The organism is Paraburkholderia sp. RL17-347-BIC-D, from assembly GCF_046027915.1.
In the GTDB taxonomy this organism is placed as follows: Bacteria; Pseudomonadota; Gammaproteobacteria; order Burkholderiales; family Burkholderiaceae; genus Paraburkholderia.
The window spans coordinates 35,117-58,542 of record NZ_JARESS010000007.1 but is presented as its reverse complement, the minus strand read 5'-3'; the positions used below and the strand labels follow the sequence as shown (position 1 = coordinate 58,542).

19 protein-coding genes and 1 pseudogene are annotated in these 23,426 nt (G+C 62.4%); 17 read left to right on the top strand and 3 right to left on the bottom strand.

Annotated features, from left to right (window positions below; all coding sequences use genetic code 11):
• Positions 1 to 24 precede the first annotated feature (24 nt).
• From P0D96_RS11900 to P0D96_RS11885, 4 genes are all read left to right on the top strand, one after another.
• A complete protein-coding gene (locus P0D96_RS11900) occupies positions 25 to 2,832 on the top strand; it encodes an MGH1-like glycoside hydrolase domain-containing protein (protein WP_408177443.1) in 2,808 nt (935 codons plus the stop codon).
• Between the two features lie 149 nt (positions 2,833 to 2,981).
• Complete coding sequence (zwf, locus tag P0D96_RS11895) at positions 2,982 to 4,592, top strand: glucose-6-phosphate dehydrogenase (RefSeq protein WP_408313540.1); 1,611 nt, start codon at positions 2,982 to 2,984, stop codon at positions 4,590 to 4,592.
• A 152-nt stretch (positions 4,593 to 4,744) separates the two neighbouring features.
• Positions 4,745 to 5,524 carry an ROK family protein gene (locus P0D96_RS11890; protein WP_408313538.1) on the top strand — a complete coding sequence of 260 codons (780 nt, stop codon included), beginning with the start codon at positions 4,745 to 4,747 and terminating at the stop codon, positions 5,522 to 5,524.
• Between the two features lie 39 nt (positions 5,525 to 5,563).
• Complete coding sequence (locus P0D96_RS11885) at positions 5,564 to 6,133, top strand: YbhB/YbcL family Raf kinase inhibitor-like protein (protein WP_408177440.1); 570 nt, start codon at positions 5,564 to 5,566, stop codon at positions 6,131 to 6,133.
• Positions 6,134 to 6,164: 31 nt separating this feature from the next.
• Here P0D96_RS11885 and P0D96_RS11880 read toward each other — a convergent pair whose 3' ends face one another.
• Positions 6,165 to 7,160 carry an aldo/keto reductase gene (locus P0D96_RS11880; RefSeq protein ID WP_408313536.1) on the bottom strand — a complete coding sequence of 332 codons (996 nt, stop codon included), beginning with the start codon at positions 7,158 to 7,160 and terminating at the stop codon, positions 6,165 to 6,167.
• A gap of 454 nt (positions 7,161 to 7,614) precedes the next feature.
• Here P0D96_RS11880 and P0D96_RS11875 point away from each other — a divergent pair, with 454 nt between their 5' ends.
• From P0D96_RS11875 to P0D96_RS11850, 6 genes are all read left to right on the top strand, one after another.
• Positions 7,615 to 9,816 (top strand): TonB-dependent receptor, encoded by a 2,202-nt coding sequence (locus P0D96_RS11875; RefSeq protein WP_408313534.1) that lies wholly within the window; start codon positions 7,615 to 7,617, stop codon positions 9,814 to 9,816.
• Positions 9,817 to 9,883: 67 nt separating this feature from the next.
• On the top strand, positions 9,884 to 10,567 hold the full coding sequence (locus P0D96_RS11870) for a Fe2+-dependent dioxygenase (protein WP_408177438.1): 684 nt from the start codon (positions 9,884 to 9,886) through the stop codon (positions 10,565 to 10,567).
• The gene (locus P0D96_RS11865) at positions 10,564 to 11,286 is read left to right on the top strand and encodes a PepSY-associated TM helix domain-containing protein (protein WP_408313533.1); all 723 of its coding nucleotides are present in this window, start codon (positions 10,564 to 10,566) and stop codon (positions 11,284 to 11,286) included. The genes P0D96_RS11870 and P0D96_RS11865 overlap by 4 nt, the downstream gene beginning before the upstream one ends.
• A 329-nt stretch (positions 11,287 to 11,615) precedes the next feature.
• On the top strand, positions 11,616 to 16,559 hold the full coding sequence (locus tag P0D96_RS11860) for a response regulator (protein WP_408313532.1): 4,944 nt from the start codon (positions 11,616 to 11,618) through the stop codon (positions 16,557 to 16,559).
• A gap of 106 nt (positions 16,560 to 16,665) precedes the next feature.
• Complete coding sequence (locus P0D96_RS11855) at positions 16,666 to 17,355, top strand: nitroreductase (protein WP_408313530.1); 690 nt, start codon at positions 16,666 to 16,668, stop codon at positions 17,353 to 17,355.
• Between the two features lie 51 nt (positions 17,356 to 17,406).
• Positions 17,407 to 17,718, top strand: a complete 312-nt coding sequence (locus P0D96_RS11850) for a high-potential iron-sulfur protein (RefSeq protein WP_408313709.1) — start codon at positions 17,407 to 17,409, stop codon at positions 17,716 to 17,718.
• A 35-nt stretch (positions 17,719 to 17,753) separates the two neighbouring features.
• Here the strand turns inward: P0D96_RS11850 and P0D96_RS11845 are convergent, their stop codons facing one another.
• Both P0D96_RS11845 and P0D96_RS11840 read right to left on the bottom strand, forming a co-directional pair.
• Complete coding sequence (locus P0D96_RS11845) at positions 17,754 to 18,104, bottom strand: DOPA 4,5-dioxygenase family protein (RefSeq protein ID WP_408313528.1); 351 nt, start codon at positions 18,102 to 18,104, stop codon at positions 17,754 to 17,756.
• Positions 18,105 to 18,139: 35 nt separating this feature from the next.
• Positions 18,140 to 18,596: pseudogene (locus tag P0D96_RS11840) on the bottom strand (GNAT family N-acetyltransferase).
• 377 nt (positions 18,597 to 18,973) lie between these two features.
• Between P0D96_RS11840 and P0D96_RS11835 the strand changes: the two are divergent.
• From P0D96_RS11835 to P0D96_RS11805, 7 genes are all read left to right on the top strand, one after another.
• Complete coding sequence (locus P0D96_RS11835) at positions 18,974 to 19,258, top strand: hypothetical protein (protein ID WP_408177434.1); 285 nt, start codon at positions 18,974 to 18,976, stop codon at positions 19,256 to 19,258.
• A 144-nt stretch (positions 19,259 to 19,402) separates the two neighbouring features.
• A complete protein-coding gene (locus P0D96_RS11830; RefSeq protein ID WP_095421882.1) occupies positions 19,403 to 19,675 on the top strand; it encodes a DUF1488 family protein in 273 nt (90 codons plus the stop codon).
• A gap of 1,030 nt (positions 19,676 to 20,705) precedes the next feature.
• Entirely contained in the window at positions 20,706 to 21,179 is a 474-nt protein-coding gene (locus P0D96_RS11825) for a hypothetical protein (RefSeq protein ID WP_132379168.1), read from the top strand.
• Between the two features lie 164 nt (positions 21,180 to 21,343).
• Positions 21,344 to 21,694, top strand: coding sequence for a hypothetical protein (locus P0D96_RS11820; RefSeq protein WP_408177432.1), 351 nt, complete (start codon positions 21,344 to 21,346; stop codon positions 21,692 to 21,694).
• Between the two features lie 238 nt (positions 21,695 to 21,932).
• Positions 21,933 to 22,286 carry a YciI family protein gene (locus P0D96_RS11815; RefSeq protein ID WP_132379166.1) on the top strand — a complete coding sequence of 118 codons (354 nt, stop codon included), beginning with the start codon at positions 21,933 to 21,935 and terminating at the stop codon, positions 22,284 to 22,286.
• Between the two features lie 150 nt (positions 22,287 to 22,436).
• A complete protein-coding gene (locus tag P0D96_RS11810; RefSeq protein WP_408177431.1) occupies positions 22,437 to 22,850 on the top strand; it encodes a YciI family protein in 414 nt (137 codons plus the stop codon).
• A gap of 44 nt (positions 22,851 to 22,894) precedes the next feature.
• On the top strand, positions 22,895 to 23,422 hold the full coding sequence (locus tag P0D96_RS11805) for an SRPBCC family protein (RefSeq protein WP_408177430.1): 528 nt from the start codon (positions 22,895 to 22,897) through the stop codon (positions 23,420 to 23,422).
• Positions 23,423 to 23,426 lie beyond the last annotated feature (4 nt).

Sequence of the window (23,426 nt, the reverse complement as noted above, 5' to 3'; positions counted from 1 at the left end):
CAAGCCCGATGCAAGGATGTAGTCATGCCACCGCTGCGCGCTGCCAATCTGCTCGCCACCATTGAAGGTTCACGGCTGCATTCGGCCGACTGCGCGCATTGGCAGCGCTGGGGGCCGTATCTCAGCGAGCGTCAATGGGGCACCGTGCGCGAGGATTACAGCCCGGACGGCACCGCCTGGGACTATTTTCCGCACGACCATGCGCGCAGCCGCGCGTATCGCTGGGGTGAGGACGGCATTGCCGGTTTCGGCGACGACAAGCTGAGCTGGTGCGTTTCGCTCGCGCTATGGAACCGCAAGGACGCGATCCTGAAGGAGCGTCTGTTCGGCGTCACGAATGCGCAGGGCAATCATGGCGAGGACGTGAAGGAACTGTACTTCTACGTCGACGGCACGCCGACGCATTCGTACATGCGCATGCTCTACAAGTATCCGCAAGCCGCCTTTCCGTACGACGACCTCGTTCAGGAAAACGGGCGCCGTGGCGGCGACATGCCGGAGTACGAAATTCTCGACACGGGCGTGTTCGACGATTTGCGCTACTTCGACGTGCAGGTGGAATACGCCAAACACGCGCCGGACGACATTCTCATGCGCGTGACCATCGAGAATCGCGGCGATCAGGCGGCCTCGCTGGATGTGCTGCCGCAAATCTGGGCGCGCAATTCATGGTCGTGGAAGGAGAGCAAGGACAAGCCCTCGCTCGTCGCCGGCACGGACCACAATGGCGAGGTGCATGTGGTCGGGCATCAGCATGGCCATGAGCCGATTGTCGTTACCGCCTGGTCGAAAGACGCACCGCAGCTGACGTGGCTCTTCTGCGAGAACGATACCAACGTCAAGCGCCTCTTCAACATGGACGGCGCGGGCCCGTTCAAAGACGGCTTCAACGATTACCTCGTGCACGGCGATGAACAGGCGATTCGCCGCGACGCGGGCACCAAGGCCGGCGCGCATGCGGCGATCGAGCTCGAACCATATGGACGCGCCGTGGTGTACATGCGCTGGCGTCCGCAGTCGAGTCCTGACGACGTGCAGCTCGATGCCGACGCGATCTTCGCGCACCGCATCGCCGAGGCTGACGAATTTTATGGCGCGCTGCAACACGAGATCACCGACCCCGATGCGCGGCTCGTGCAGCGCCAGGCACTCGCCGGCATGCTGTGGTCGAAGCAGTACTACCAATACGACGTGCAGCGCTGGCTCGACGGCGATCCGCTTCAGCCGACCCCGCCCGCCGGCCGCAAACGCGGCCGCAATATGGACTGGCGGCATCTGTGCAATGCGGACATCGTGTCGATGCCCGATAAGTGGGAATACCCGTGGTACGCGTCGTGGGACCTGGCGTTTCATGCGGCCGCATTCGCGCTGATCGACCCGGCGTTCGCGAAACGGCAGTTGCTACTGCTGGTAAAGGACCGCTATCAGCATCCGAACGGTCAGATCCCCGCCTATGAATGGGCGCTCGGCGACGCCAATCCGCCTGTGCATGCGTGGGCCGCGTGGCGCGTGTATGAAATCGACCGCGCGCTCACCGGCAAGGCGGATCGCGATTTTCTGGAACTCGTGTTCCATAAGCTGTTGCTCAATTTCACATGGTGGGTGAACCGCAAAGACGCCGACGGCCACAATATTTTCCAGGGCGGTTTTCTCGGGCTAGATAACGTCGGGATCTTCGACCGCTCGTCGCCGCTGCCGACCGGCGGCCACATCGATCAGTCCGACGGTACAGCGTGGATGGCCGCGTACGCGCTCGACCTGATGCGTATCGCGCTGGAACTCGCGTACGCTAATCATGTGTTCGTCGACATCGGCGTGAAGTTCTTCGAGCACTTTCTGTATATCGCCGAGGCCGTGAGTTGCGACGACGGCTGCGAAACGGGCCTGTGGGACAACGAGGACGAGTTCTTCTACGACAAGCTGCACCTGCCGGACGGCAGCAGCATTCCTATGCGGTTGCGCTCGATCGTGGGTCTGATTCCGCTATTTGCGGTGCACGTGCTCGAAGAGCGTCTGCATGGCGGCTTGCCGTGTTTGCGCGAACGGCTTGTCTGGTTCCTCGAACATCGTCCCGATCTGGCGAAGCTGGTTTCGCGCTGGAACGAGCCGGGCAAGGGCAATGCGCTGCTGCTCTCGCTATTGCGCGGGCATCGCATGAAAGCGTTGTTGCGCCGCGCGCTCGACGAAAGCGAATTTCTTTCCGATCATGGCGTGCGGGCACTGTCGCGGTACCACCGCGATCATCCGTTCGTGTTCAATCACAACGGCGACAGTTTTACCGTGAAGTATTTGCCGGCCGAATCCGATACGCGTGTGTTCGGCGGCAATTCGAACTGGCGCGGTCCGGTGTGGATGCCGGTGAACTATCTGTTGATCGAGTCGCTATACGAATTTCACCGCTATTACGGTGAGGATTTCAAAGTCGAGTATCCGACCGGCTCGGGCGAGAAGTTCTCGCTGAGCCACATCGCCGACGAACTGGCGCGCCGCTGCACTACGCTGTTTCTTAAGAACAAGGACGGCGAGCGTCCGGTCATGGGCGCTTATCCGCTGTTGCAGGCCGACCCGCGTTCGCGCGATCTGATCCTGTTCCATGAGTATTTCCATGGCGATAGCGGACGCGGCGTGGGCGCTTCGCATCAGACCGGCTGGACCGGGCTGGTCGCGTTGCTGTTGCAGCCGCGCGCGATGAGCGCGTCGGGCAATGTGCCGCTGGCGGGTGAACCGGATCAGGCGCCGATTCCGACTTCACCTTCGGCGCAGGCCACAGCGCCTGCGCGCCCGGCGGAGCCCGCGTCTGTCCCCGAGCCGGCGCACGCATCGGCGAAGTAGTGCGCGGCGGCGCAAGCGAGTGAGGTTGCACAAGCCATACAACGTCGCATAGTGAACAGGTTGCGTGGCTGTTTTTGAACTGTGTGCGTTCAAGCGTGGTCTTTCATGTACCGCCACGTCCGTTCCATTGGTTTCCAAAAGTGAATCCCATGTCGACTACATCGAATACCCCAGCAGCCGATCGCCCCGCCGCCAGTCAACAACCGAGCTGCAAAGTCAGCGCGAGCCCGCAGGAAGCGCCCGCCTCGCCGCCCGGCAAGCGGCCCGCGCCGCCGTGTACGCTGGTGATCTTCGGCGCCGGCGGCGACCTGACCAAGCGGCTTTTGATGCCGGCGATGTACAACCTCGCGGTGGATGGCCTGCTCGACGACGGCATGAAAATCATCGGTGTGAATCATGGCGAGCGCGAGACGAGCGTGTGGCGCGAAGATCTGCACAAGTCGCTCGAACAGTTTGCCGCCGACAAAGCCAGCACTTTCCACGCCGGCAAGCTCGACGACAAGGCTTGGGACTGGGTCGCGCAACGCCTCGAATACATGGCCGGCGAATTTGAAACCGACGATGTCTTCACGAAGCTCAAGCAAAAGCTCGAGCAGACGCCCGGCGCCAACGTGATCTTCTATCTCGCGGTCAGCGCGCGCTTTTTCAAACCGATCGTCGAGCATCTCGGCAAAGCCGGTCTACTGAAAGAGGGCGACAGCGGCGGCGGTTTCCGCCGCATCGTGATCGAGAAACCGTTCGGCACCGATCTCGCCTCGGCGCGCGATCTGAACGCGCATATCCTGTCGTACGCGAAAGAGACGCAGGTGTATCGCATCGATCACTTTCTCGGTAAGGACACCGTGCAGAGCATTCTCGCAGTGCGCTTCGCCAACGCGCTGTTCGAACCGATGTGGCGGCGCGAATATATCGACAGCGTGCAGATCACAGCGGCGGAAACCATCGGCGTGGAAGGGCGCGGCAAGTTCTACGAACAGACCGGCGCGTTCCGCGACATGCTGCCGAACCATCTGTTCCAGCTGCTCGGCATGGTCGCCATGGAGCCGCCCAATTCGTTCGACGCCGAAGCCGTGCGCGACAAGAAGGCCGAAATCTCCGACGCGATCAAGCCGCTGACGCCGGACGATGTCGTGTTCGGTCAATACGAAAAGGGTCCGGCCGGTGTCGGCTATCGCGAGGAACCGGACGTCGCGCCGGACAGCACGACGGAAACGTACGCCGCGGCGCGCGTGTTCGTCGAGAACTGGCGCTGGGCCGGCGTGCCGTTTTATCTGCGCACCGGCAAACGGTTGGCCGCGCGTCGCACGGAAATCTCGGTGCAACTAAAGCCGGTGCCGTTTCGCCTGTTCCGCGACACACCCGTCGATGCGCTCACGCCGAACGTGCTGACCTTGCGCATCGATCCGGCTCACGGCACGAGCTTCGACTTCAACGTTAAAACGCCGGGGCCGGTCATGCAGATCGGCGCGGTGCAGTCGTCGTTCGACTATGCCGACTTCTTCGCGGAACGCGCCAACGTCGGCTATGAGACGTTGCTCTACGACTGCATGCTCGGCGACGAGACGCTGTTCCAGCGCGCCGACAGCATCGAAACGAGCTGGTGCGCGGTGGACGACGTGCTGCATCCGAAAGCCGTCGGCGCGATGCCGGTGCATGGTTATGCGGCCGGCAGCGAAGGCCCCGCGGAAGCAGACGCGCTATTGGCGCGCGACGGTCACGCATGGCGGCCGTTGAAAAGGGATGCTGTGCAGAAGAAGTAATTCAACGAGTCGCACCAACACAATCGGGGGACACCGTGGTGACACGCAAGACGACACCTAAGACGGCAAGCAAGACGGCTAGCAAGACGACCCGCAAGGCACCAGGCAAGACGCCAAGCAAGACGACACGCAAAACGTCAAGTAAGACGAAAGTGACCACCAGCACCGAGCGGATTCTGGCAATCGACGTCGGCGGTACCGGCCTGAAAGCCGCGATCATAGACGCCGACGGTAAGATGAAAACCGAGCGCCTGCGGGTGGCGACGCCACATCCGTGCACGCCGGATCAACTCGTCGACGCGCTGGCGAAGCTGGTTGCGCCGCTCGTCGAACAGGAGCCGCCTACGCTGATGTCGATCGGCTTTCCGGGCGTGGTGCGCAACAACCGCATTCTGACCGCGCCGCACTTCGGCGTGGAAGGCTGGCACGACATTCCGCTCGCCGATTCGCTGGCGCAGCGCCTGGGCGGCTTGCCGGTGCGCATGATCAACGACGCCGAAATGCAGGGCTTCGCCGCGATAGAAGGCCACGGCCTCGAATTCGTGCTGACGCTCGGCACGGGCGCGGGCACGGCGATGTTTCGCGACGGCGAGCTGATGCCCCATCTGGAGCTCGCGCATCATCCGGTCAGCAAGAAGGGCGTGGCGTACGACGAATACATCGGCGACGCGGCACGTGAAAAAGCCGGGAATAAACGGTGGAACCGGCGCGTTGAGAAGGTGATCGGGATTCTGGACGCGCTGGTGAACTACGACAAATTGTGGATCGGCGGCGGCAACGCGGCGCGCCTCACGATCGATCTGCCAGCGAACACGGCCACCGTTTCGAACGATGCGGGTATCGAAGGCGGCGCGCGTTTATGGCATCCGAGGTCCGTGCGTGAGACGCGGCAATTGCCGGAAGCGAATGAGCGGACGGGCCGCTTCAAGTGAGGTTGGACCACCACTGAACCCTAGCCGGAGTAACAAACGATGATTCGCAGCAGTCGCTTCAGCGTCGCACGACGCCTGTTATCGGTCGGCGTGTCTGCCGCGCTGGCGCTTGCCGCGGTGCATGCCCGAGCGGCAGAAGTCTTCGTGGTGACGTCACCGGGTTTGGCCGACGGCGGCACGCTGGATTCGAGCCACGCGGCGAGCGCGAACAATTGCGGCGGCGGCAATGTGTCACCGGCTCTGCAATGGCGGAATGCGCCAGCCGGCACGAAGAGTTATGCGGTGACCCTGTTCGATCCCGACGGCGGAAAGGGTCTGGGAATCGTGCACTGGGTGCTATATGGCGTCGCGCCCTCGACGACTTCGCTTGGCGCGGGCGGCAGCCAGCCGCCCGGCAGCGTCGCCGGCACGAATCGGACGGGCGGCACGGGATATTACGGACCATGCCCGCCGGTGGGGGACAACCCGCATCACTACGTCGCGCAGGTCTATGCGCTCGATCTGCCGCCGGATGCGCTGCCGCCCGGTTTGACGCGGGACGCGTTGTTCGCCGCAATCAAGGACCACGTGATTGCGGCGACGAGTACGGTGCTGCGTTACGGGCGATGAACGCGGCGGCCGTCGCGACAGGCGACTACGCTTATCGCGCCGCGTCACCCCAACGGTATTCAATGCTGGTTTCATCGAGCTGCGTCTTGATCTGCTCATCGAGCACGAGCTCGGACGCAGCGAGCGTGTCGCTCAATTGCTCGGCGCGGCTCGCGCCGATAATCGCCGACGTGACGAGCGGATTCGCCAGCACCCAGGCGAGCGAAACGCGCGTCAGCGATTCGCCGGTCGGCGCCACGATCGCTTTCAATTGCTCGATCGTCTCGAACTCGCGCTTGTGCCAATACCGTTGCTGATACATCGCGCCGGCCTTGCCGACGGTTTCGGTGAAACGGCCGGACGTCGGCGCGGCATCCAGTTGGTGCTTGCCTGTGAGCAGGCCGCCCGCGAGCGGGTTGTACGGCATCACGGCCAATTGCTCTTCGGCCGCGAGCGGCAACAGTTCGCGCTCGATCTGGCGGAACAACAAGTTATAACGAGGTTGCACGGAGACGAAGCGCGCCGCGCGCAACACATCGGCGCGGCCCAAGGCGCGCGCCAGCCGGTAAGCGAGAAAGTTCGATACGCCGATATAGCGCGCCTTGCCTGATCGCACGATCACGTCCAGCGCCTCGAGCGTTTCGTCGAGCGGCGTATGCGCGTCGTCGGAGTGGAGCTGGTAGAGGTCCACGTAATCCGTGCCGAGACGTTGCAACGAGGCGTCGATTGCATTCAGCAGATGTTTGCGCGACGCGCCTTGGTCCCACGCCGATGGTCCCATCTTGCCCACCGCTTTCGTCGCCAGAATGAAGTGCTCGCGCTTGCCCTTCAGCCAGCGCCCGACGATCTCCTCCGTGCGGCCGGCAATGTTCTCGCCGCCACCGAGCGGATACACATTCGCGGTGTCGATGAAGTTCACGCCGGCATCCGCCGCCGTATCGAGAATGCGATGGGAAACATCTTCTTCGGTCTGCAAGCCAAAGGTCATCGTGCCGAGACACAGGCGTGACACGGTCAGGCCGGTGCGGCCGAATTTGCGGTATTGCATGGTCAACTCCGGGAATGAACGGAACAGTTCGATAGGCAGTGTTGCAAAAAGGATAAACGGAGTCGGGATTTAGTGCCGGCAGCGGACACTGGCAGACGTTATTAAATTGAAAGCTTTCCGGCAGCGTCTTTTTTACTTTCGAGCTCAAAAGCCTTTCGTTTCAACATACAAGACATTACAGAAATGTAATAAATAGGCCTGGCAAAGGCCTGAAAAATTACAAATGCCATACATCCGTAAAAAATAGAAACAATTCTGTTACTAGGGGTAAGGCGTGTCGCGATTGATGCGGTTTTATGCGTGTGGAATGATAGCGATTCTCATTTAACCAATAGCCAGCCATCCCGTCGTTTGTGCCTTGCGCACGAGACCGGCAGCCAGCCAATTGCGACTTTGTCATCGATTCCATCTCAGGTATGCGAATCCGGCAAGCGCATCTCCGACGGGAATTCCCATGTTCAACCACACGCCGCTTGCGACTGCGTTAGCGTTAGCTTTTGCCGTTCCCTTTGCGACTCCGGCGGTCGCACAGACTGCTCCGCAAACCACTTCGCAGCCGCCGGCCGCGAATGCAAATGCGACGACGACGACCACCGCGACCGACAGCGGCACCTTGCCGACCATCGGCGTGGCGGCGCAGGCTGAACAACAGGACTTCCAGGCGGAGCGTTCGACGGTGGGCGCAAAGACGCCCACGGCGCTGCGCGATATTCCGCAGACCGTCACCGTCATCAACAAGGCCGTGCTGCAATCGCAAGGCGCCACTTCGTTCCAGGACGCGCTGCGCAATGCGCCAGGCGTGACGATCGGCGCGGCTGAAGGCGGCCAGATCGGCAACAACATCAACCTGCGCGGCTTCACCGCGCAGAACGACATCTATCTGGACGGCTTCCGCGATCGTAACCAGTACTATCGCGACACGTTCGACCTCGACCAAATCGAAGTGCTGTACGGGCCGTCTTCGATGCTGTTCGGCCGCGGCTCGACGGGCGGCGTGATCAACCAGGTCAGCAAGAAGGCGAACCTGCATGACTCGGCCGAAGTCACGGGCATGATCGGCACCGATGACAAATATCGCAGCACTGTCGACGTGAACCATAAGCTGACGGATACCTCGGCGATTCGCCTGAACGCGTTCGGCCAAAGCCTCGGTTCGACGCGCGACGAGATGAAGAACAAGGACTACGGCATCGCGCCGGAAGTGCGCTTCGGAATCGGCACGCCGACCGAAGTGACGATCTCCGCGCTGATCCAGCACAACTACGACATGCCGGACTACGGCGTGCAGGCGTTGAACGGCCGCCCGTCGCCGGTGCCGAAGAACACGTTCTACGGCTTGACGACCGACCGCACGATCCAGGACGTGCAGACCGTCACTGCCGCGATCAAGCACAAGTTCTCGGACAACCTGATCCTGACGAACCAGACGCAGTTCTCGCACTCGATGACCGACGCGCGCGAAACCGCGCCGCAAGCGGTATTGACGGGCCCGCTCGCTACCAGCCCCGCGTTGAGCAACGGCAATTTCACGACGCTGTCGCCGTCGCAACTGTTCATCAAGTTGCAAAGTCACGACCGTGTGATCCAGAACCACTCGCTGTACAACGACACGATGCTCCAATACAAGTTCGTCACTGGCCCGATCAAGCACGACCTGATCGCCGGTGTCGACCTCGGTCACGACAGCTATTCGAACCAGGCGTACACCCGTAACAACTTGCCGGTCGTGACGATGGTGAACCCGGCGTATCTGTCCAACCCGGCCGGTGTGACCACCACGGTCGGCAACTACGCCGATTCCGGCGCGAACGAAATTGGCGCGTACGTGAACGACACCGTGTCGATCGGCCAGCAGTGGAAGGTGGTCGGCGGTTTGCGCTGGGATCGCTTCCAGGCGCAGATCCACAACTCGATCAGCCTGCCGAGCTATGCGACGCAGACCAACTTCTTCACCAGCGTGCGCGCCGGTGTGATCTATCAGCCGACCGACTGGCAGTCGTACTACGTGTCGTACGGCACGTCGTTCAATCCCTCGCTCGAAGCGCTGACGGTGACCAACCTCACGCAGAACCTTGCGCCCGAGTCGACCAAGTCGTACGAAGTCGGCGGCAAATGGGATCTGCTCGGCGGCAATCTCTCGGTGACGTCGTCATTCTTCCGCGAAGAAAAGACCAACGCGCGCACGCAGGTCTCGCCGACCGAATACGAACTCGACGGCGACATCCGCGTCGACGGTTTCCAGGCGGGCGTGACGGGCCACATTACCGACAAGTGGCAAGTGTTCGGCGGCTACACCTACATGGACGCCATCATCCTGAAGGCGCGCGACGGTACGCAAGGGCACGTGCCGGCCAACACGCCGCGCAACACGCTGATGTTCTGGACCACCTACGCGCTCACGCCGCACTGGGAAATCGGCGGCGGTCCGACCTATATGTCGCCGCGCTACGCATCGAATACGAACTACGTGCAAGTGCCGGGCTACACGCGCTGGGATGCGACCGCTGCGTACCACGCGAAGAAATACGACATCCGCCTGAACCTGCTGAACTTGACCAACAAGTACTACTACGACGCGCTGATTCCGTCGGACGGCGGCCGTTCCGTGCCGGGTATCGGACGTACCTTGCTGGCGACGTTCGACTACCGCTTTTGATATGCGTTGAACGGATGCGTTAGGCTTGCCGTTTTCGAACACGGTAAGCCGACGCAAAGGAAACACCATGTTGCTGCACATTCCGAATGTACTGAGTGCCGAGCAGTTGCGGCTCGTGCGCGAACGGCTCGATCAGGCGGGCGACGCCTGGGTCGACGGCCGCGCGACCGCCGGCTATCAGGGCGCGCCGGTCAAGCGTAATCAGCAGATCGCCGAGCACACGCCGATTGCGCGCGAACTCGGCGACGTGATTCTCGCGTCGATCGAGCGCAACCCGCTGTTCATCAGCGCGGTGTTGCCGAACCAGGTGTATCCGCCGCTGTTCAATCGTTACGAAGGCGGCATGCAGTTCGGCAGTCACGTCGACGGTGCCGTGCGCGTGCTGCCCAACGGCGTGAAGCTGCGCACCGATGTCTCGGTGACGCTGTTCATTTCCGACCCCGCCGACTACGACGGCGGCGAGCTCGTAATCGAAGACACGTACGGCGTGCAGCAGGTCAAACTGCCGGCCGGCGACATGATCGTCTATCCGGCGACGAGTTTGCACCAGGTCACGCCGGTCACGCGCGGCGCGCGGATCGCGAGTTTCTTCTGGGTGCAAAGTCTCGTGCGCAGCGATACGCAGCGCGCGATGCTGTTCGACATGGACACGGCGATTCAACGGCTGAACGCCACCAACGCCGACGATACCGCGCGCCGCAGCCTCGTCGGCATCTATCACAATCTGTTGCGGACCTGGAGCGAGACGTGAGCGTACCCGAGGCAATCGACATTCAATCGCCCGTGGGCATCGAGCATACGACGCGTGAGCCGCGGCGGCTGGATGACGACGAATTGAAAGCGCGGCAGCAGCGCTCGCGCCGCGCCACCTTCGTCAAATGGCTGCGCAAGGTGCATGGCTGGGTTGGCTTGTGGGGCGCGGCGCTGGGTCTGTTGTTCGGCACCACGGGGTTCCTGCTGAACCATCGCGGCGGCCCGCTCAAAGTATCGACGGGCGAGCCGCAAGTGGCGGTGTTGCAGGTGCCGTTGCCGCAACCCGCGCCGGAGTCGCCGCGCGAGTTGGGCAAATGGCTCAAGCACGAACTGAAACTGACGGGCACGCCAGGACGCGTTCAGAAAGAGCCGGCACATCCGGTGGCCTGGGGCGAGCGCAGCGTCGTTCAGCCGGAGCACTGGCAGCTCAACTTCGCGTCGCCGCATGAGAACACGTCCGCCGAGTACTGGGTGGGCAACGGCTATGTGACGGTCAAGCGCAGCGAGAACACGTTTCTCGCGATGATGACGAACCTGCACAAGGGCGTCGGTCTGAGCGTCGGCTGGGTGCTGCTGATCGATACGCTCGCAGGCAGCATCATTTTGCTGTCGCTCACCGGCGTTCTGCTCTGGACGGAGTTGAACAAACGCAAGACCATCGGCGCGGTGTTGGTGCTGGGATCGATCGTCGCCGCGGTGTGTGTGGGCTTGTTGTAAAGACGCTGCGGGCATTGCGTGAGCGAGAAAAACCGGTCGCATGCGGAAGGCATTGCGATCGGGAAATTTGCCTGTCCCAAGGCGCTGCATCAAGGTACGTTTTACCTGCATTTCCGTTTCATTTCGCGGTGTCCCGTCGACCCCGCCCAATCCTCTGCTTAACGTGCAGTCCCACGCCGCGAAAAGCCCGCTGTGCCGGGCTTTTGCGCCTCGTCTCATCTTCCTCCGGCATACCGCTACGTGCGAGAATCGCGCTACATCAATTGCGTGGTGATCGTTAGCCATCCGTCGTATCAGGCACCGCTTTTGCAATAGCGGTCCGCACGAATATGACCCGCCGCGTCGAGGAGATCGCGTTGAAACAGCCGGACCGCTTCATGTCGGATGCACCGCCCGCCGGCCTGGCCGCCCCGTCCTTTCTTGCCGGCGGCGGCGAGCTGGGCGCGCTGATCCGCGCCTACGACTGGACGCAAACGGCGCTCGGCGCGCCCGATACCTGGCCGCAAGGTCTGAAGATCGCGATCCGCATCATGCTCACGTCGCGTCAACCGATCTGGATCGGCTGGGGCGACGAGCTGCTCTATTTCTACAACGACCCGTACAAATCGATCATCGGCGGCAAGCATCCGGTCGCGCTCGGTCAACCGACTCACGTGGTGTGGCGAGAAATCTGGACCGACATCGAGCCGCTCCTGGCTACCGCGCTGGCGGGCGCCGAGGGCATCTTCGTCGAACAGAAGCTGTTGATCATGGAGCGCAACGGCTTTCCCGAGGAGACGTATTACACCTTCTCGTACAGCCCCATTCCCGGCGAGAACGGCGAACCGGGCGGCATCATCTGCGCCAACAGCGACGACACCATGCAGGTGGTCGGCGAACGGCAACTGGCGCTGCTGAAGGAACTGGCGGCGGTCAGTCCGGACGGCCGCGACTGGCGCGAGGCGTGCGAACTCAGCGCGCGCGCGTTGCAGTCGAATCCGCAAGACTTGCCCTTCGCTTTGCTATACGCAGCCGAATCCGGCAGCGACACGGTCACGCTGGTCGGGGCGTGCGGCATCGAGCCGGGCCATCCGGCCGCACCGCAGACAATGCGTGTCGGCGATTCGCTCTGGCCGGTCGCCGACGCGCTCAAGATCCAGGCGCCGCAACTGGTGCGTGACTTGACGCAGCGCTTCGGCACCGCGTTGCCGAGCGGCCCGTGGCATCTCGCGCCGGAGCAGGCGGTCATCCTGCCGGTGTCGCCCGGCAGCGAGTCGACGCAGACGGTGGTTCTAATCGCCGGCCTGAACCCTTGCCGCATTTTTGACGACGCCTATCGCAGCTTCCTGAACCTGGCCGCCGGCCAGATCGGCGCGGCGATCGGCTACGCGCAGGCGTATCAGGAGGAGCGGCGGCGCGCGGAAGCACTGGCCGAAATCGACCGCGCGAAAACCACGTTCTTCTCCAACATCAGCCACGAATTCCGCACGCCGTTGACGCTGATGCTCGGCCCGCTCGAAGAATTGCTCGCCAAGCCGCAGCAGGCCGCGAACGGTGACAGCGCACAGACGGACAGCGATATCGACGACCGCGCGCTGATCGAGATCACGCATCGCAACGGCTTGCGTCTGCTGAAGCTCGTCAACGCACTGCTCGATTTCTCACGGATCGAGGCGGGCCGCATCGAGATTCACACGGAACCCACCGACATCGCCTCCTTCACGGCCGAGCTCGCGTCGCTGTTCCAGTCCGCGATCGAGGCGGCCGGCCTGCGTCTCGAAGTGGAGATTCCGGCCACGCCCGTGGTCGTGCAACTCGACCGCGAGATGTGGGAAAAGGTCGTGATGAACCTGCTGTCGAACGCATACAAGTTCACGTTCTTCGGCACGATCCGCGTCGTGGTTCGCGCTGACGAAGGCGGTGGCGTCGAGGTCAGTGTGACCGATAGCGGTATCGGCATTGCGGAAGAAGAAGTGCCGCGCCTCTTCGAGCGCTTTCATCGCGTGGCGGGCGCACCGGGTCGCTCCGTCGAAGGCAGCGGCATCGGGCTCGCCATGGTGCAGGAACTGGTGAAGCTGCACGGCGGCACGGTGCGGGTCGACAGTGTGCTCGGCGAAGGCGCGTGCTTTACCGTTTCGCTGCCGCGCGGTGCCGTGCTGTCCCGGCCCGAGGATGCAATCGTGCATGCCGCCATGAGCAAGCACGCGCGCACCTATGTCGATGCCGCGTTGCGCTGGAGTCCGGAGAACGAAATTCTCGCCGACGCGTCGATCGGCGCAACGCCGGCCGGCGAGGTATCGCCCGAGGCTGCGCCGGTCGCCGCCGCGCGGCTGCTGGTCGTCGACGACAATGCGGACTTGCGCGAGTACATGAGCCGCATCTTGCGAGCGGCGGGCCACGACGTGCGGCTCGCCACCGACGGCCAGGCCGCGCTGGAAGCCGCGCGCGCGGAACCGCCCGATCTGGTGCTCTCCGACGTGATGATGCCGCGCCTCGACGGCTTTGGCCTGCTACGCGCACTGCGCGCCGATCCGGACTTGCGCGACACGCCGGTGCTGATCCTGTCCGCGCGTGCGGGAGAGGAAGCGCGCGTCGACGGCATCGAGCATGGCGCGGACGACTATCTGACCAAGCCGTTCTCTGCGCGCGAACTGCTGGCTCGCGTATCGGGCAACCTGCAACTCGCGCGCTTGCGCCGCGAGACGGAGATGAAGCTGCGCGAGGAATCGCGCACGCTGGAGATTCTCAATCGCGTCGGCTCGACCGTGGCGGCTGAACTCGATCTGAACCGCGCGGTGCAGATCGTGACCGACGCGGCCACCGAACTGACCGGCGCGGCATTCGGCTCGTTCTTCTACAACGTGCTCGACCAGAAGGGCGGCAGCTACATGCTGTACACGCTGTCCGGCGTGCCGAAGGAAGCGTTCGAACGATTTCCTATGCCGCGCAACACGGCGGTGTTCGCGCCCACGTTCCAGGGCGAAGGCATCGTCCGCGTCGACGACATCACGCAGGATCCGCGCTATGGCCACAACGCGCCGCATCGCGGCATGCCGGAGGGCCATCTGAAGGTGCGCAGCTATCTGGCCGCGCCGGTGCAGTCGCGCAGCGGCGAAGTGGTCGGCGGCTTGTTCTTCGGCCACCCGGAGCCCGGCGTGTTCACCGAGCGTGCCGAGCGGATCGTGGCCGGCATCGCCGCGCAGGCGGCGATTGCCATCGACAACGCGCGCTTGTATCAGGCGGCGCAAACCGAAATCGCCGAGCGCACCAAGGCGCAAAGCGCGTTGCGCGATCTGAACGAAACGTTGGAGCGCCGCGTGATCGAGACGGTGGCGGACCGCGACCGTCTGTGGGAGTTGAGCGAGGATCTGCTGGTGGTGGCCGATATCGAAGGCCGCTTGCAGCGTGTGAGTCCTTCGTGGAGCACGGCGCTCGGTCATAACGTGCATTGGCTGATGTCGCGTTCGTATGTCGATCTGGTTCATCCGGATGACGTAGAGACTGTCCGCACGCATCTGGCCGAATTGCGCAGAACGGGCGTGCCGGTGCGTTATGAAAACCGTTTCAAGCGGATCGACGGCACATGGCGCTGGGTCGCGTGGACGCTCGCGCTCGATCCCGACTCGGCGCGCATTCACGGCGTAGGCCGCGACGTCACCGCCGACAAGGAAACCACCGAGGCGCTGCGGCACGCCGAAGAAGCGCTCCGGATGGCGCAGAAAATGGAAGCGATCGGCAAGCTCACGGGCGGCGTCGCACACGACTTCAACAACCTGCTGCAAGTGATCGGCGGCAATCTGCAATTGCTGGCGAAAGACGTGGCCGGTTCGGAGAAACCCGAGCAGCGCGTGCGCAATGCGCTGGCGGGCGTGGCGCGCGGCGCGAACCTCGCCTCGCAACTACTCGCGTTCGGGCGGCGTCAGCCGCTCGCGCCGAAGGTCGTCAATCTCGGCCGCTTCGTGCGCGGCCTCGACGACATGCTCAGGCGCGCGCTCGGTGACGGCGTCGAAATCGAAACGATCGTGTCGGGCGGCTTGTGGAATACGCTGGTCGATCCGTTCCAGGTCGAGAACGCGCTGCTGAATCTGGCGATCAACGCGCGCGACGCCATGAACGGCCACGGCAAGCTCACGATCGAAGCCGGCAACGCCGCGCTCGATGACGCCTACGCCAAGCGCAACGCAGACGTTACGCCGGGCCAGTACGTGATGCTGGCGGTCACCGACACGGGCTCCGGCATGCCGCCGGAAGTGCGCGAGCGCGTGTTCGAGCCGTTCTTCACGACCAAGCCCGAAGGTCAGGGCACGGGCCTCGGCCTGAGCATGGTGTATGGCTTCGTCAAGCAATCCGGCGGCCATGTGAAGATCTATAGCGAGGAAGGCCACGGCACGACGATCCGCATTTATCTGCCGCGAGTGCGCCAGGAAGAAGACCTCGAAACGAACATCGACGCCGGTCCTGCCAAGGGCGGCACGGAAACCATTCTGGCGGTCGAGGACGACGAAGAAGTACGCACGACCGTGGTCGAAATGCTCTCCGATCTCGGCTACCGCGTACTGAAGGCGAAAGACGCGCAAAGCGCGCTGGCAATCGTCGAAAGCGGCGTGCCGATCGACATGCTGTTTACCGATGTGGTGATGCCCGGTCCGCTGCGCAGCACCGAACTCGCCCGCAAGGCGCGCGAACGGTTGCCGGCAATCGCGGTGCTGTTCACGTCAGGCTATACGGACAACGCGATCGTGCATTCGGGGCGGCTCGATGAAGGCATCGAATTGCTCAGCAAGCCCTACACGCACGAAGCGTTGGCGCGCAAAGTCCGCTATGTGCTGCAAGCGCAGAATCCGCAGGCCGCGGAAATTGCCGAGGCCGAGCAGCATCTTCTCGAGATCGATCCGCCCGTAATGCCGGACAGCGCCGATAGTTTCGTCGCTCAGACGCGGCTGCGGATTCTGCTGGTTGAAGACGACGAGCTGATTCGCGTGAGCACCGCCGAATTGTTGCGCACGTTCGACTTCGACATTCTGGAAGCCGAAGGCGAGCATGACGCCAAGCAGCTTCTCAGCGAGCACGCGATCAGCGTGATGTTGACTGACGTGGGGCTGGCGGGCAAGTCGGGCATCGACCTGGCGCTCGATGTGTGCCGCGAGCGCCCCGATCTGCGCGTGATCTTTCTGACCGGCTACGACCTCGTGCTGACGCCGGAGCAGCGCGCGGTCTTGCCGCACGCGATCCTGTTGCGCAAGCCCTACGATCCGCTCGATCTCATCGATGCACTGAAAACGCCGCTGCGCTAAAACCGCTGCGCACGGCCGGCGTTGCCGGCCCGCCAGCGGGAAAGTGGGCGCTCGCGCTAGAATTCTCGCAGACCGCCACAACTGCTGGCTCCGCCGGAATTCGCCGATGACCACACCCGCCAACGATGTCGACGCCGCGCTCGTCACGCGGCGTTCGATTCGCGCCTTTCTGCCCACGCCGGTGTCGCGCGCCGACATCGAAGCCATTCTTGAAGCCGCCAGCCGCGCGCCTTCGGGTACCAATACGCAGCCGTGGAAAGTCTACGTGGTGAGGGGCGAGTCGCTGGCGCGTCTCTCGCAAGCCTTGCTTGCCGCTTACGACGACCCGCAACGCGACGCGCTGTATCAGGAAGAGTATCCGTACTATCCACATCGATGGGTGTCGCCGTATATCGATCGGCGCCGCAAAATCGGCTGGGATCTGTATGGCCTGCTCGGCATCGAGAAGGGCGACAAGGCGCGCATGCATGAACAGCATGCGCAGAACTACCGCTTCTTCGGCGCACCGGTGGGTTTGTTCTTCACCATCGACCGGGTGATGGAGCGCGGCAGCTGGCTCGACTACGGCATGTTCCTGCAGGCGATCATGACGGCCGCGCGCGGACGGGGTCTCGATACCTGTCCGCAGGCCGCGTTTACGCCGTTTCATCGGGTAATTGCCGAGCATCTCGGCTTGCCGTCGCAAGAGCAACTGGTGTGCGGCATGTCGCTCGGTTTCGCCGACGAAAACGCATTGGTCAACACGTTACGCACTGAGCGCGAACCAGTCGGACGGTTCACGCGATTTCTCGATTGACGGCGCTTGATCGCGATCGAGGCAATTCCCCCCACCTTCCATCGGACCCATATGAAAACATCGCGTCGCCATTTTCTGCTGCTGAGCGTGAGCGCGGGCTCGGCGCTCATGCTCACCCGTGCGGCCTTCGCCGATACGGCGAACAAACTCAGCGAAACCGATCCAAAGGCGCAAGCCGTCGGCTATAAGGAGGACGCGTCCAAGGTCGACAAAGCGAAATTCCCCGGCTACGCCTCCGGACAAACCTGCGCCAACTGCTCGCTGTTCCAGGGCAAAGCCAACGACGCATACGGCGGGTGCACGCTGTTCGGCGACAAGCAGGTCGCGGCGCCTGGCTGGTGCAGTTCGTACTCGAATATGTGAACCGCGAGAGTCGCCGCTCGAGCTTCGAGCGGCGCCTAGTTCAACGCGCTCAGCACCAATTCATGCGATCGGCCGATCCATACGGACGCGTCGCGGTGATCGCGTAGCGCGTCGCCGGTATTGGGGTGCACGAAGATATCCAGTGTGCCGTGATTCAGCGTGAGCCAGCCGACCAGCTCGGCGAATTGCGCCTGCGTGAACGCGAGTTGATACGACCACATGGGATGCGGTCCCACCGGGCGCTCGTGAAAGCGGCCCAGTTGCAATTTGTCGCCCCAGTGCGCGTCGATCTGCTCGCGGAAAGTCCACGCGGCGTCGCGGCTGCTCGCATCGAAATACACGTGGGCGTGCCAGCTTGCGATGGCGGAGGTGTCGCGAAAGGTCATAACAGGTCCGTTGTGTATCAGTCTTTATCCGACATTCATTCTGCTTCAATTTCCGCCGGCGCGCGCGGCGCGCGCCTCATGTGAAACTGTCTCTCATCTTCGCCGACGATCTCGAAGCCGAGGCGCTCGTATAGGCGCCTCGCGGGATTGCCTTTGAGCACCTTGAGGGTGACCGGCAATGCGTCGGCCTGCGCGGCGCGCAACACCGTATGCAGCGCGCGTTCGCCGATGCCGCGCCCTTGAAGCGCCGGCGTGATCTGCAATTGCACGACGACCCACGCGGCGCCGGTGCGATGCGCTTTGAGCAAACCGGCCGGCGCGCCGCGCCGTGTCATAACGGTGCAGCAGACGCGCGCGATGCTCGGTATCGTCCGACGGTTCGCCGACGCGTGCCAGGTGCTCCGTCATGGTCGCCTTGCGCAGCTCGAATAGAAAGGCCTCGTCCGTGTCCAGCGCCGGACGCAGGGTGAAGACAGGCTCTTGAACGGACATGTTGGTAACGTTTCCGGCGTGCCGGCGGCTAGTAAGAATGGCCGTGAATTGTCGCGCCAGCAGTGCTTTTTTACCACGCGGTTATGTTTGCGCCTCTCGACTTGGCTGTTCTCCGGTCGTGCCGATGCCGCCGGCCGATGGTCCGCGCGATGACGGATTCGCGCGCTGCCGCGTGCGCGGCTTCAGACGCGGTCGGCGTTTGCGGCGTGCCGAAGGCGTCGTGTCGTCTGCTTGCGGTGCGCTCGCGACGTTTCGCGCGACGTGTTTGGTGCTCATTGGCATGCGCTTTGCTTTTGCCTTATCCGCGAATTGCTGGCGCGTGCGGGTTCGAACGTCGAGCCGCCGAGGAACGACGCCAACCTGGCATAACAACGAAAATGCTGAATACGAAACCACATACGGTCACGCACGGGGTCGACGGCGACGCGATGACGCTCGTCTTTTATCCCGATACCGGTTGTCTGCGCTTCGTCGATGCGCGCGGCACGTGCCACGAGCTTCGGCCGCCGCATTCCTGGTTCGCGCTTTCGTCCGCGTCGCGAGGCGCCCGGCGCGGCACGCAAGCCATGACGGAAGGATTAAACGCACTGCTGCATGAGTTCTGCGCGAAACGTCCGCGCTGGTTGAGCGCGCATGCTCCGGCCCACTCGACGGTGGTCTAGCGCACAGTGAGCATGGCTGTGGCGCGATAGCGTGTATTGGTCAGTCAAAAGAACTCGACGCGCGGTTTCGCGTTTGTATTCAGTTTTTTTCGGTGTCGTTCGTTCAAGACGGCGAGCGGCTTAACGAACTTTGCGAGGTGGGCCATGGAGATTATCGAGCTTGAACCAAGCGTCTCGGCAGACGGACGCGCGGTGATTTTCCAGCTTTCGACGCGAGGACGGGACCTCGAGTGCGCCGTCACGCGTGAGGCCTTGGAACAGCATTTCTGGTTGCAACGCGACGCCGGCGAGGAACGCGTACTGAAGACGTTCGCGGACGGGCGCAAACGCATTACCGCTGTGGCGGAAAGAAAAATGCTGGCGCGTCCAGGCGAAAAAGTGCTGCTGACGATCAGCGATTTCGCCGCCCGGGGTTGATGAGTTTAGGCTGCTCATCTTGCAAGCGCATATGCTCAAAGTTCAGCGAGCGACGGTGACGGGGCCGTCGCTCGCGTCGTTGCCGATCCGATCGGCGCTTTTCGGCCGCCCAGTTGAGGTCGCCGACTACGTATCGGCGCGGTAATTAACCGCGCGTATCGCCCGTGGCGGCGCAGGCTGCGCGCCGCTCACCTCTGAGGAAATCGGTCTGTTACGCCGATTCGCCAAACTGGCCTGTCAAATCCCTTCGCTTCGCCCAATTGCATTCGCAGGTGCCGCAATACACTGTTTTCCATGGAGCGACAAATCACCGAGCCCCATCGACGCGGTCTTCCCCCCGCGTTGTTTTGAACCGTACCGTTGATGGCAGTTTGCCGCGGTTGTCGAACGCGGCAGGGCAGTAAAGCAGTAGGTAGTCGAAGCAATGCAAACGGCGCGCGATCCATGTAATTTGCGCGTGAATCAGCAGGGGGTTGCAGCCAGGCGATGTTGAAGGCAAAGGACCCGGCTGTGATTGCAGTGAGCAGTTCCGTAACGAATGTTTTTTGCAGCAGCAATATAGGCAGCACGGTTTTATTTGCGGTGGTAGTTCAAGCAACACAGCTTTAGCAGATGTAGTTCAAGTACTAACAGCTTTTTAGTTTGCGGTGGGTATAGGTCGGCAAGCATCCACGCGCGAGTACGACTGTTCCATCCTGTCAGACCCTGTTCCCTCGCGGGAACAGGGTTTTTTTTCGTCGTGACACGCGACGCGACTTGCAATTGGCAAGTTCGAACCGATATGCCAGCGTTGCGCTACGCGGTGCGCTTTTGGGCGGCATCGAACAGCCGGCCGGCCGCGTAGTATGAGATGCTTCATACAAACCGGACTTGAAGTCGTTTAAGTCTGTCTTAATAGTTGCTTGCGATGATGGCTGCACAGACTCACATCAGGGCCTGTCAAGCCGCCGGCGTATCGGCGGCGTTTGCCACCGGAGAGCAGAAGAATTCGGTGGCGAAGCCGAGAGTTAGAGAAGGAGGTTGAACCGATATGTCCAGTAAATCGCGAGTCCGCAAGCACAACCAGTCGGCCATGTCCCCGTTGTTGCGCGCGTTGACCTATAGCCGCACCGCCCATGAGCCGGTTACGTCGGCGATGCTTCTGCAGTGCTACGCCGCCCTCGATGCATTCCGGCACGGCCACGGCTCGCGGAATCTGCATATGACCTTGAGCCGGCATTTGCTGGTGTCGCAAGAACTTGCGCGCCTCGGACTCGGCGAGGACGTGTTGTCCGACATCGAGAGCGCGCATGCGGCGATGGTTCAGCTCGACGCGCGCGAACACGACGAAGGCGCGTGGGCCCTGCAAGACGGCGAATACGCCCGCCTGTGCACGGCGTTGGCGATTCTCGACGGCCAACTCTCCGTGGCATCGTTGAGCGAGATTGCTAGTGCGGAAGCGAGAATGATCGAAGGATTGATGCGGTCCGCGCAGGTCCAGGCGATTGCGGAAGCGGCGGTCTGAACCGCACGCACGGGTTTCTTCTTTCTCATACGCGCAGATGAAACGCCCCATGTGGGGCGTTTTTTTTCGGCCGCATGCGCGTGCTAAGGAACAGTGCTAATCGTTGTACGCCGTCAAATCGTAGAGCGCGAACCCGTCCTGCCCGCCGTTCAATTGCACCAGCCGTGAACCTCCCAAAGCCGGTCAGGACGGTCGCCGGGGCCGTCGGCGTGCTCGACGAGCCCGATCCGGGACCCGAGCTGGAACTGGAACCACCACCGCCGCACCCGCTGAACTGGAAAATGGCCAAGGCCACGATGGCGGCAATGCCGGTGCGCACTAACGATCGATGCATGATTTTCCCCGCTGCTCTGATCATTCGATTGCTTGTGAATCGGTCATCTTTTTGCGGGCAGATTTTGCTGCCGATTACGCACAATCTGGACCGTGCATCGTCGTTAGATGGAAGGCCGATTATCCGCGGGTGTCAACGCGGTAAAACGAGCGGCAATTTCGCCGCGTCTTCAGCGCATTGAGGGAATATTTCAATGCGGCGATATCGTGTCGCACGGTAAAAAAACAATCCCCCTGCCGTTTGGATATTACGAGTCTCCGTAAGACGTCCGATTGGCCACCGCGCCAGCGCCGGGTCAGGTTTGCCGGAGGCTTTCATGCTTGTTAGACTGCCTCTCGCAAACTCACCGCAAGCGCGTTTTTGCCTTCATACGCCTCCAGGGCGTTCACGTCTGCGGCGCGATCAAAATCGGAGACGCCATGTCTTATATGCTGCTCATCGTCGAACCCCCTGATCAACGCATTGAACGCGGTGAAGCTGCGGGCCGCGAAGTCTATGACCAGATGGTCCGTTTCGCCGCCGACCTGAAAGAGCGCGGTAAACTGGTCGCGGTCGAATCGCTCACTTCGTTGAACGACGCCGTGCGCGTTCAGGTGCGCGACGGCCAGCCGAAACTGCTCGATGGCCCGTTCGCCGAAGCCAAGGAAATGGTCGGCGGGTTCTTTCTCCTCAATTGCGAAACCCGTGAAGAAGCCGTGGCGATAGCGCAGACCTGCCCGGCGGCAACGTGGTGCACGGTCGAAGTCCGCAAGCTCGGACCTTGTTTCCTCTAGCCGATTCGCGCATCGGCAGCATGTGTTCTCGGGGTTTTCCCTGGCGGATCGGCGAGTGTGTCGATCCGGCTGTGCGTTGCTCGTCGTGTGAGTAAGAAGCCGGCCCACGGGCGCGGCGCTCCCTCTCAGAACGACAAAGGAGTAACGGCGATGCGATTCATGATCCTCGTAAAAGCGACCGCTGCCAGCGAAGCCGGCGAGATGCCGGAAGCGTCCCTGATGGCCGCGATGGGCGCGTACCACGAAGAGCTCGCCAAGGCCGGCGTGCTGCTCGACGCGACCGGCCTGCAACCGAGTTCGAAAGGCTGGCGGGTTCGCTACAGCGGCGGCAATCGCTCCGTGGTCGACGGTCCGTTTCCGGAAACCAAGGAACTGATTGCCGGCTACACGCTGATCCAGGTGCGCTCGCGTGAAGAAGCCATGGAATGGGCGCGGCGCTTTCCGGCGCCGTTCGGCGAGCAAGCGGATGGCGAAATCGAAGTGCGTCAATTGTTCGAACTCGACGACTTCGAACCGAGCCCCGAGTTGGACCGGTTCCGTGAACTGGACGCGGGCAAGCGCTAAGGCGGGAACGCGAAGCCCGCTCCGGCTTTATCGAAGGATTCATCATGCTCAAGACCATGCTGATTGCCGTGGTTGCGGCCGTGGGCCTGCTGTTGGTCTACGCGGCGACTCGGCCCGACACCTTTCGCATTGAACGCAGCGTGCGCATTCAGGCGCCGCCCGAGCGGATTTATGCGCTGATCGACAATCTCCACCAGTTCAACTTGTGGAATCCGTTTCTGCGCAAAGACCCCGCGGCCCAAGGCACCTATAGCGGCACGCCGAACGGCAAGGGCGCGCGTTATGCGTGGCAAAGCGACAAGGTCGGCGTGGGGCAAATGGAGATCGTCGATACGGCGGTGCCCTCGAGCGTGACGTTCAACCTCGATTTTCTGAAGCCGTTCGAAGCGCACAACATGGCCGAATTCACGTTGAAGCCTGAAGCGGGCGCGACGGAAGTGACCTGGGCCATGCACGGACCCACGCCGTTCATGTCGAAGCTGGTTCAGGTGTTCTTCAACATGGACAAAATGGTCGGCAAGGATTTCGAAGACGGCCTGAACAATCTGAAAACGCTCGCCGAGGCGAGCTGAACAC

What these genes read in the sequence shown, in the direction of transcription:
- P0D96_RS11805 (WP_408177430.1), top strand. Translation starts at nt 22,895, where the DNA reads ATGCTCAAGACCATGCTGATTGCCGTGGTTGCGGCCGTGGGCCTGCTG.
- P0D96_RS11850 (WP_408313709.1), top strand. Translation starts at nt 17,407, where the DNA reads ATGAAAACATCGCGTCGCCATTTTCTGCTGCTGAGCGTGAGCGCGGGC.
- P0D96_RS11900 (WP_408177443.1), top strand. Translation starts at nt 25, where the DNA reads ATGCCACCGCTGCGCGCTGCCAATCTGCTCGCCACCATTGAAGGTTCA.
- P0D96_RS11825 (WP_132379168.1), top strand. Translation starts at nt 20,706, where the DNA reads ATGTCCAGTAAATCGCGAGTCCGCAAGCACAACCAGTCGGCCATGTCC.
- P0D96_RS11810 (WP_408177431.1), top strand. Translation starts at nt 22,437, where the DNA reads ATGCGATTCATGATCCTCGTAAAAGCGACCGCTGCCAGCGAAGCCGGC.
- P0D96_RS11830 (WP_095421882.1), top strand. Translation starts at nt 19,403, where the DNA reads ATGGAGATTATCGAGCTTGAACCAAGCGTCTCGGCAGACGGACGCGCG.
- P0D96_RS11815 (WP_132379166.1), top strand. Translation starts at nt 21,933, where the DNA reads ATGTCTTATATGCTGCTCATCGTCGAACCCCCTGATCAACGCATTGAA.
- P0D96_RS11845 (WP_408313528.1), bottom strand. Translation starts at nt 18,104, where the DNA reads ATGACCTTTCGCGACACCTCCGCCATCGCAAGCTGGCACGCCCACGTG.
- P0D96_RS11885 (WP_408177440.1), top strand. Translation starts at nt 5,564, where the DNA reads ATGATTCGCAGCAGTCGCTTCAGCGTCGCACGACGCCTGTTATCGGTC.
- P0D96_RS11880 (WP_408313536.1), bottom strand. Translation starts at nt 7,160, where the DNA reads ATGCAATACCGCAAATTCGGCCGCACCGGCCTGACCGTGTCACGCCTG.
- P0D96_RS11835 (WP_408177434.1), top strand. Translation starts at nt 18,974, where the DNA reads ATGCTGAATACGAAACCACATACGGTCACGCACGGGGTCGACGGCGAC.
- P0D96_RS11875 (WP_408313534.1), top strand. Translation starts at nt 7,615, where the DNA reads ATGTTCAACCACACGCCGCTTGCGACTGCGTTAGCGTTAGCTTTTGCC.
- P0D96_RS11855 (WP_408313530.1), top strand. Translation starts at nt 16,666, where the DNA reads ATGACCACACCCGCCAACGATGTCGACGCCGCGCTCGTCACGCGGCGT.
- zwf (WP_408313540.1), top strand. Translation starts at nt 2,982, where the DNA reads ATGTCGACTACATCGAATACCCCAGCAGCCGATCGCCCCGCCGCCAGT.
- P0D96_RS11860 (WP_408313532.1), top strand. Translation starts at nt 11,616, where the DNA reads ATGACCCGCCGCGTCGAGGAGATCGCGTTGAAACAGCCGGACCGCTTC.
- P0D96_RS11870 (WP_408177438.1), top strand. Translation starts at nt 9,884, where the DNA reads ATGTTGCTGCACATTCCGAATGTACTGAGTGCCGAGCAGTTGCGGCTC.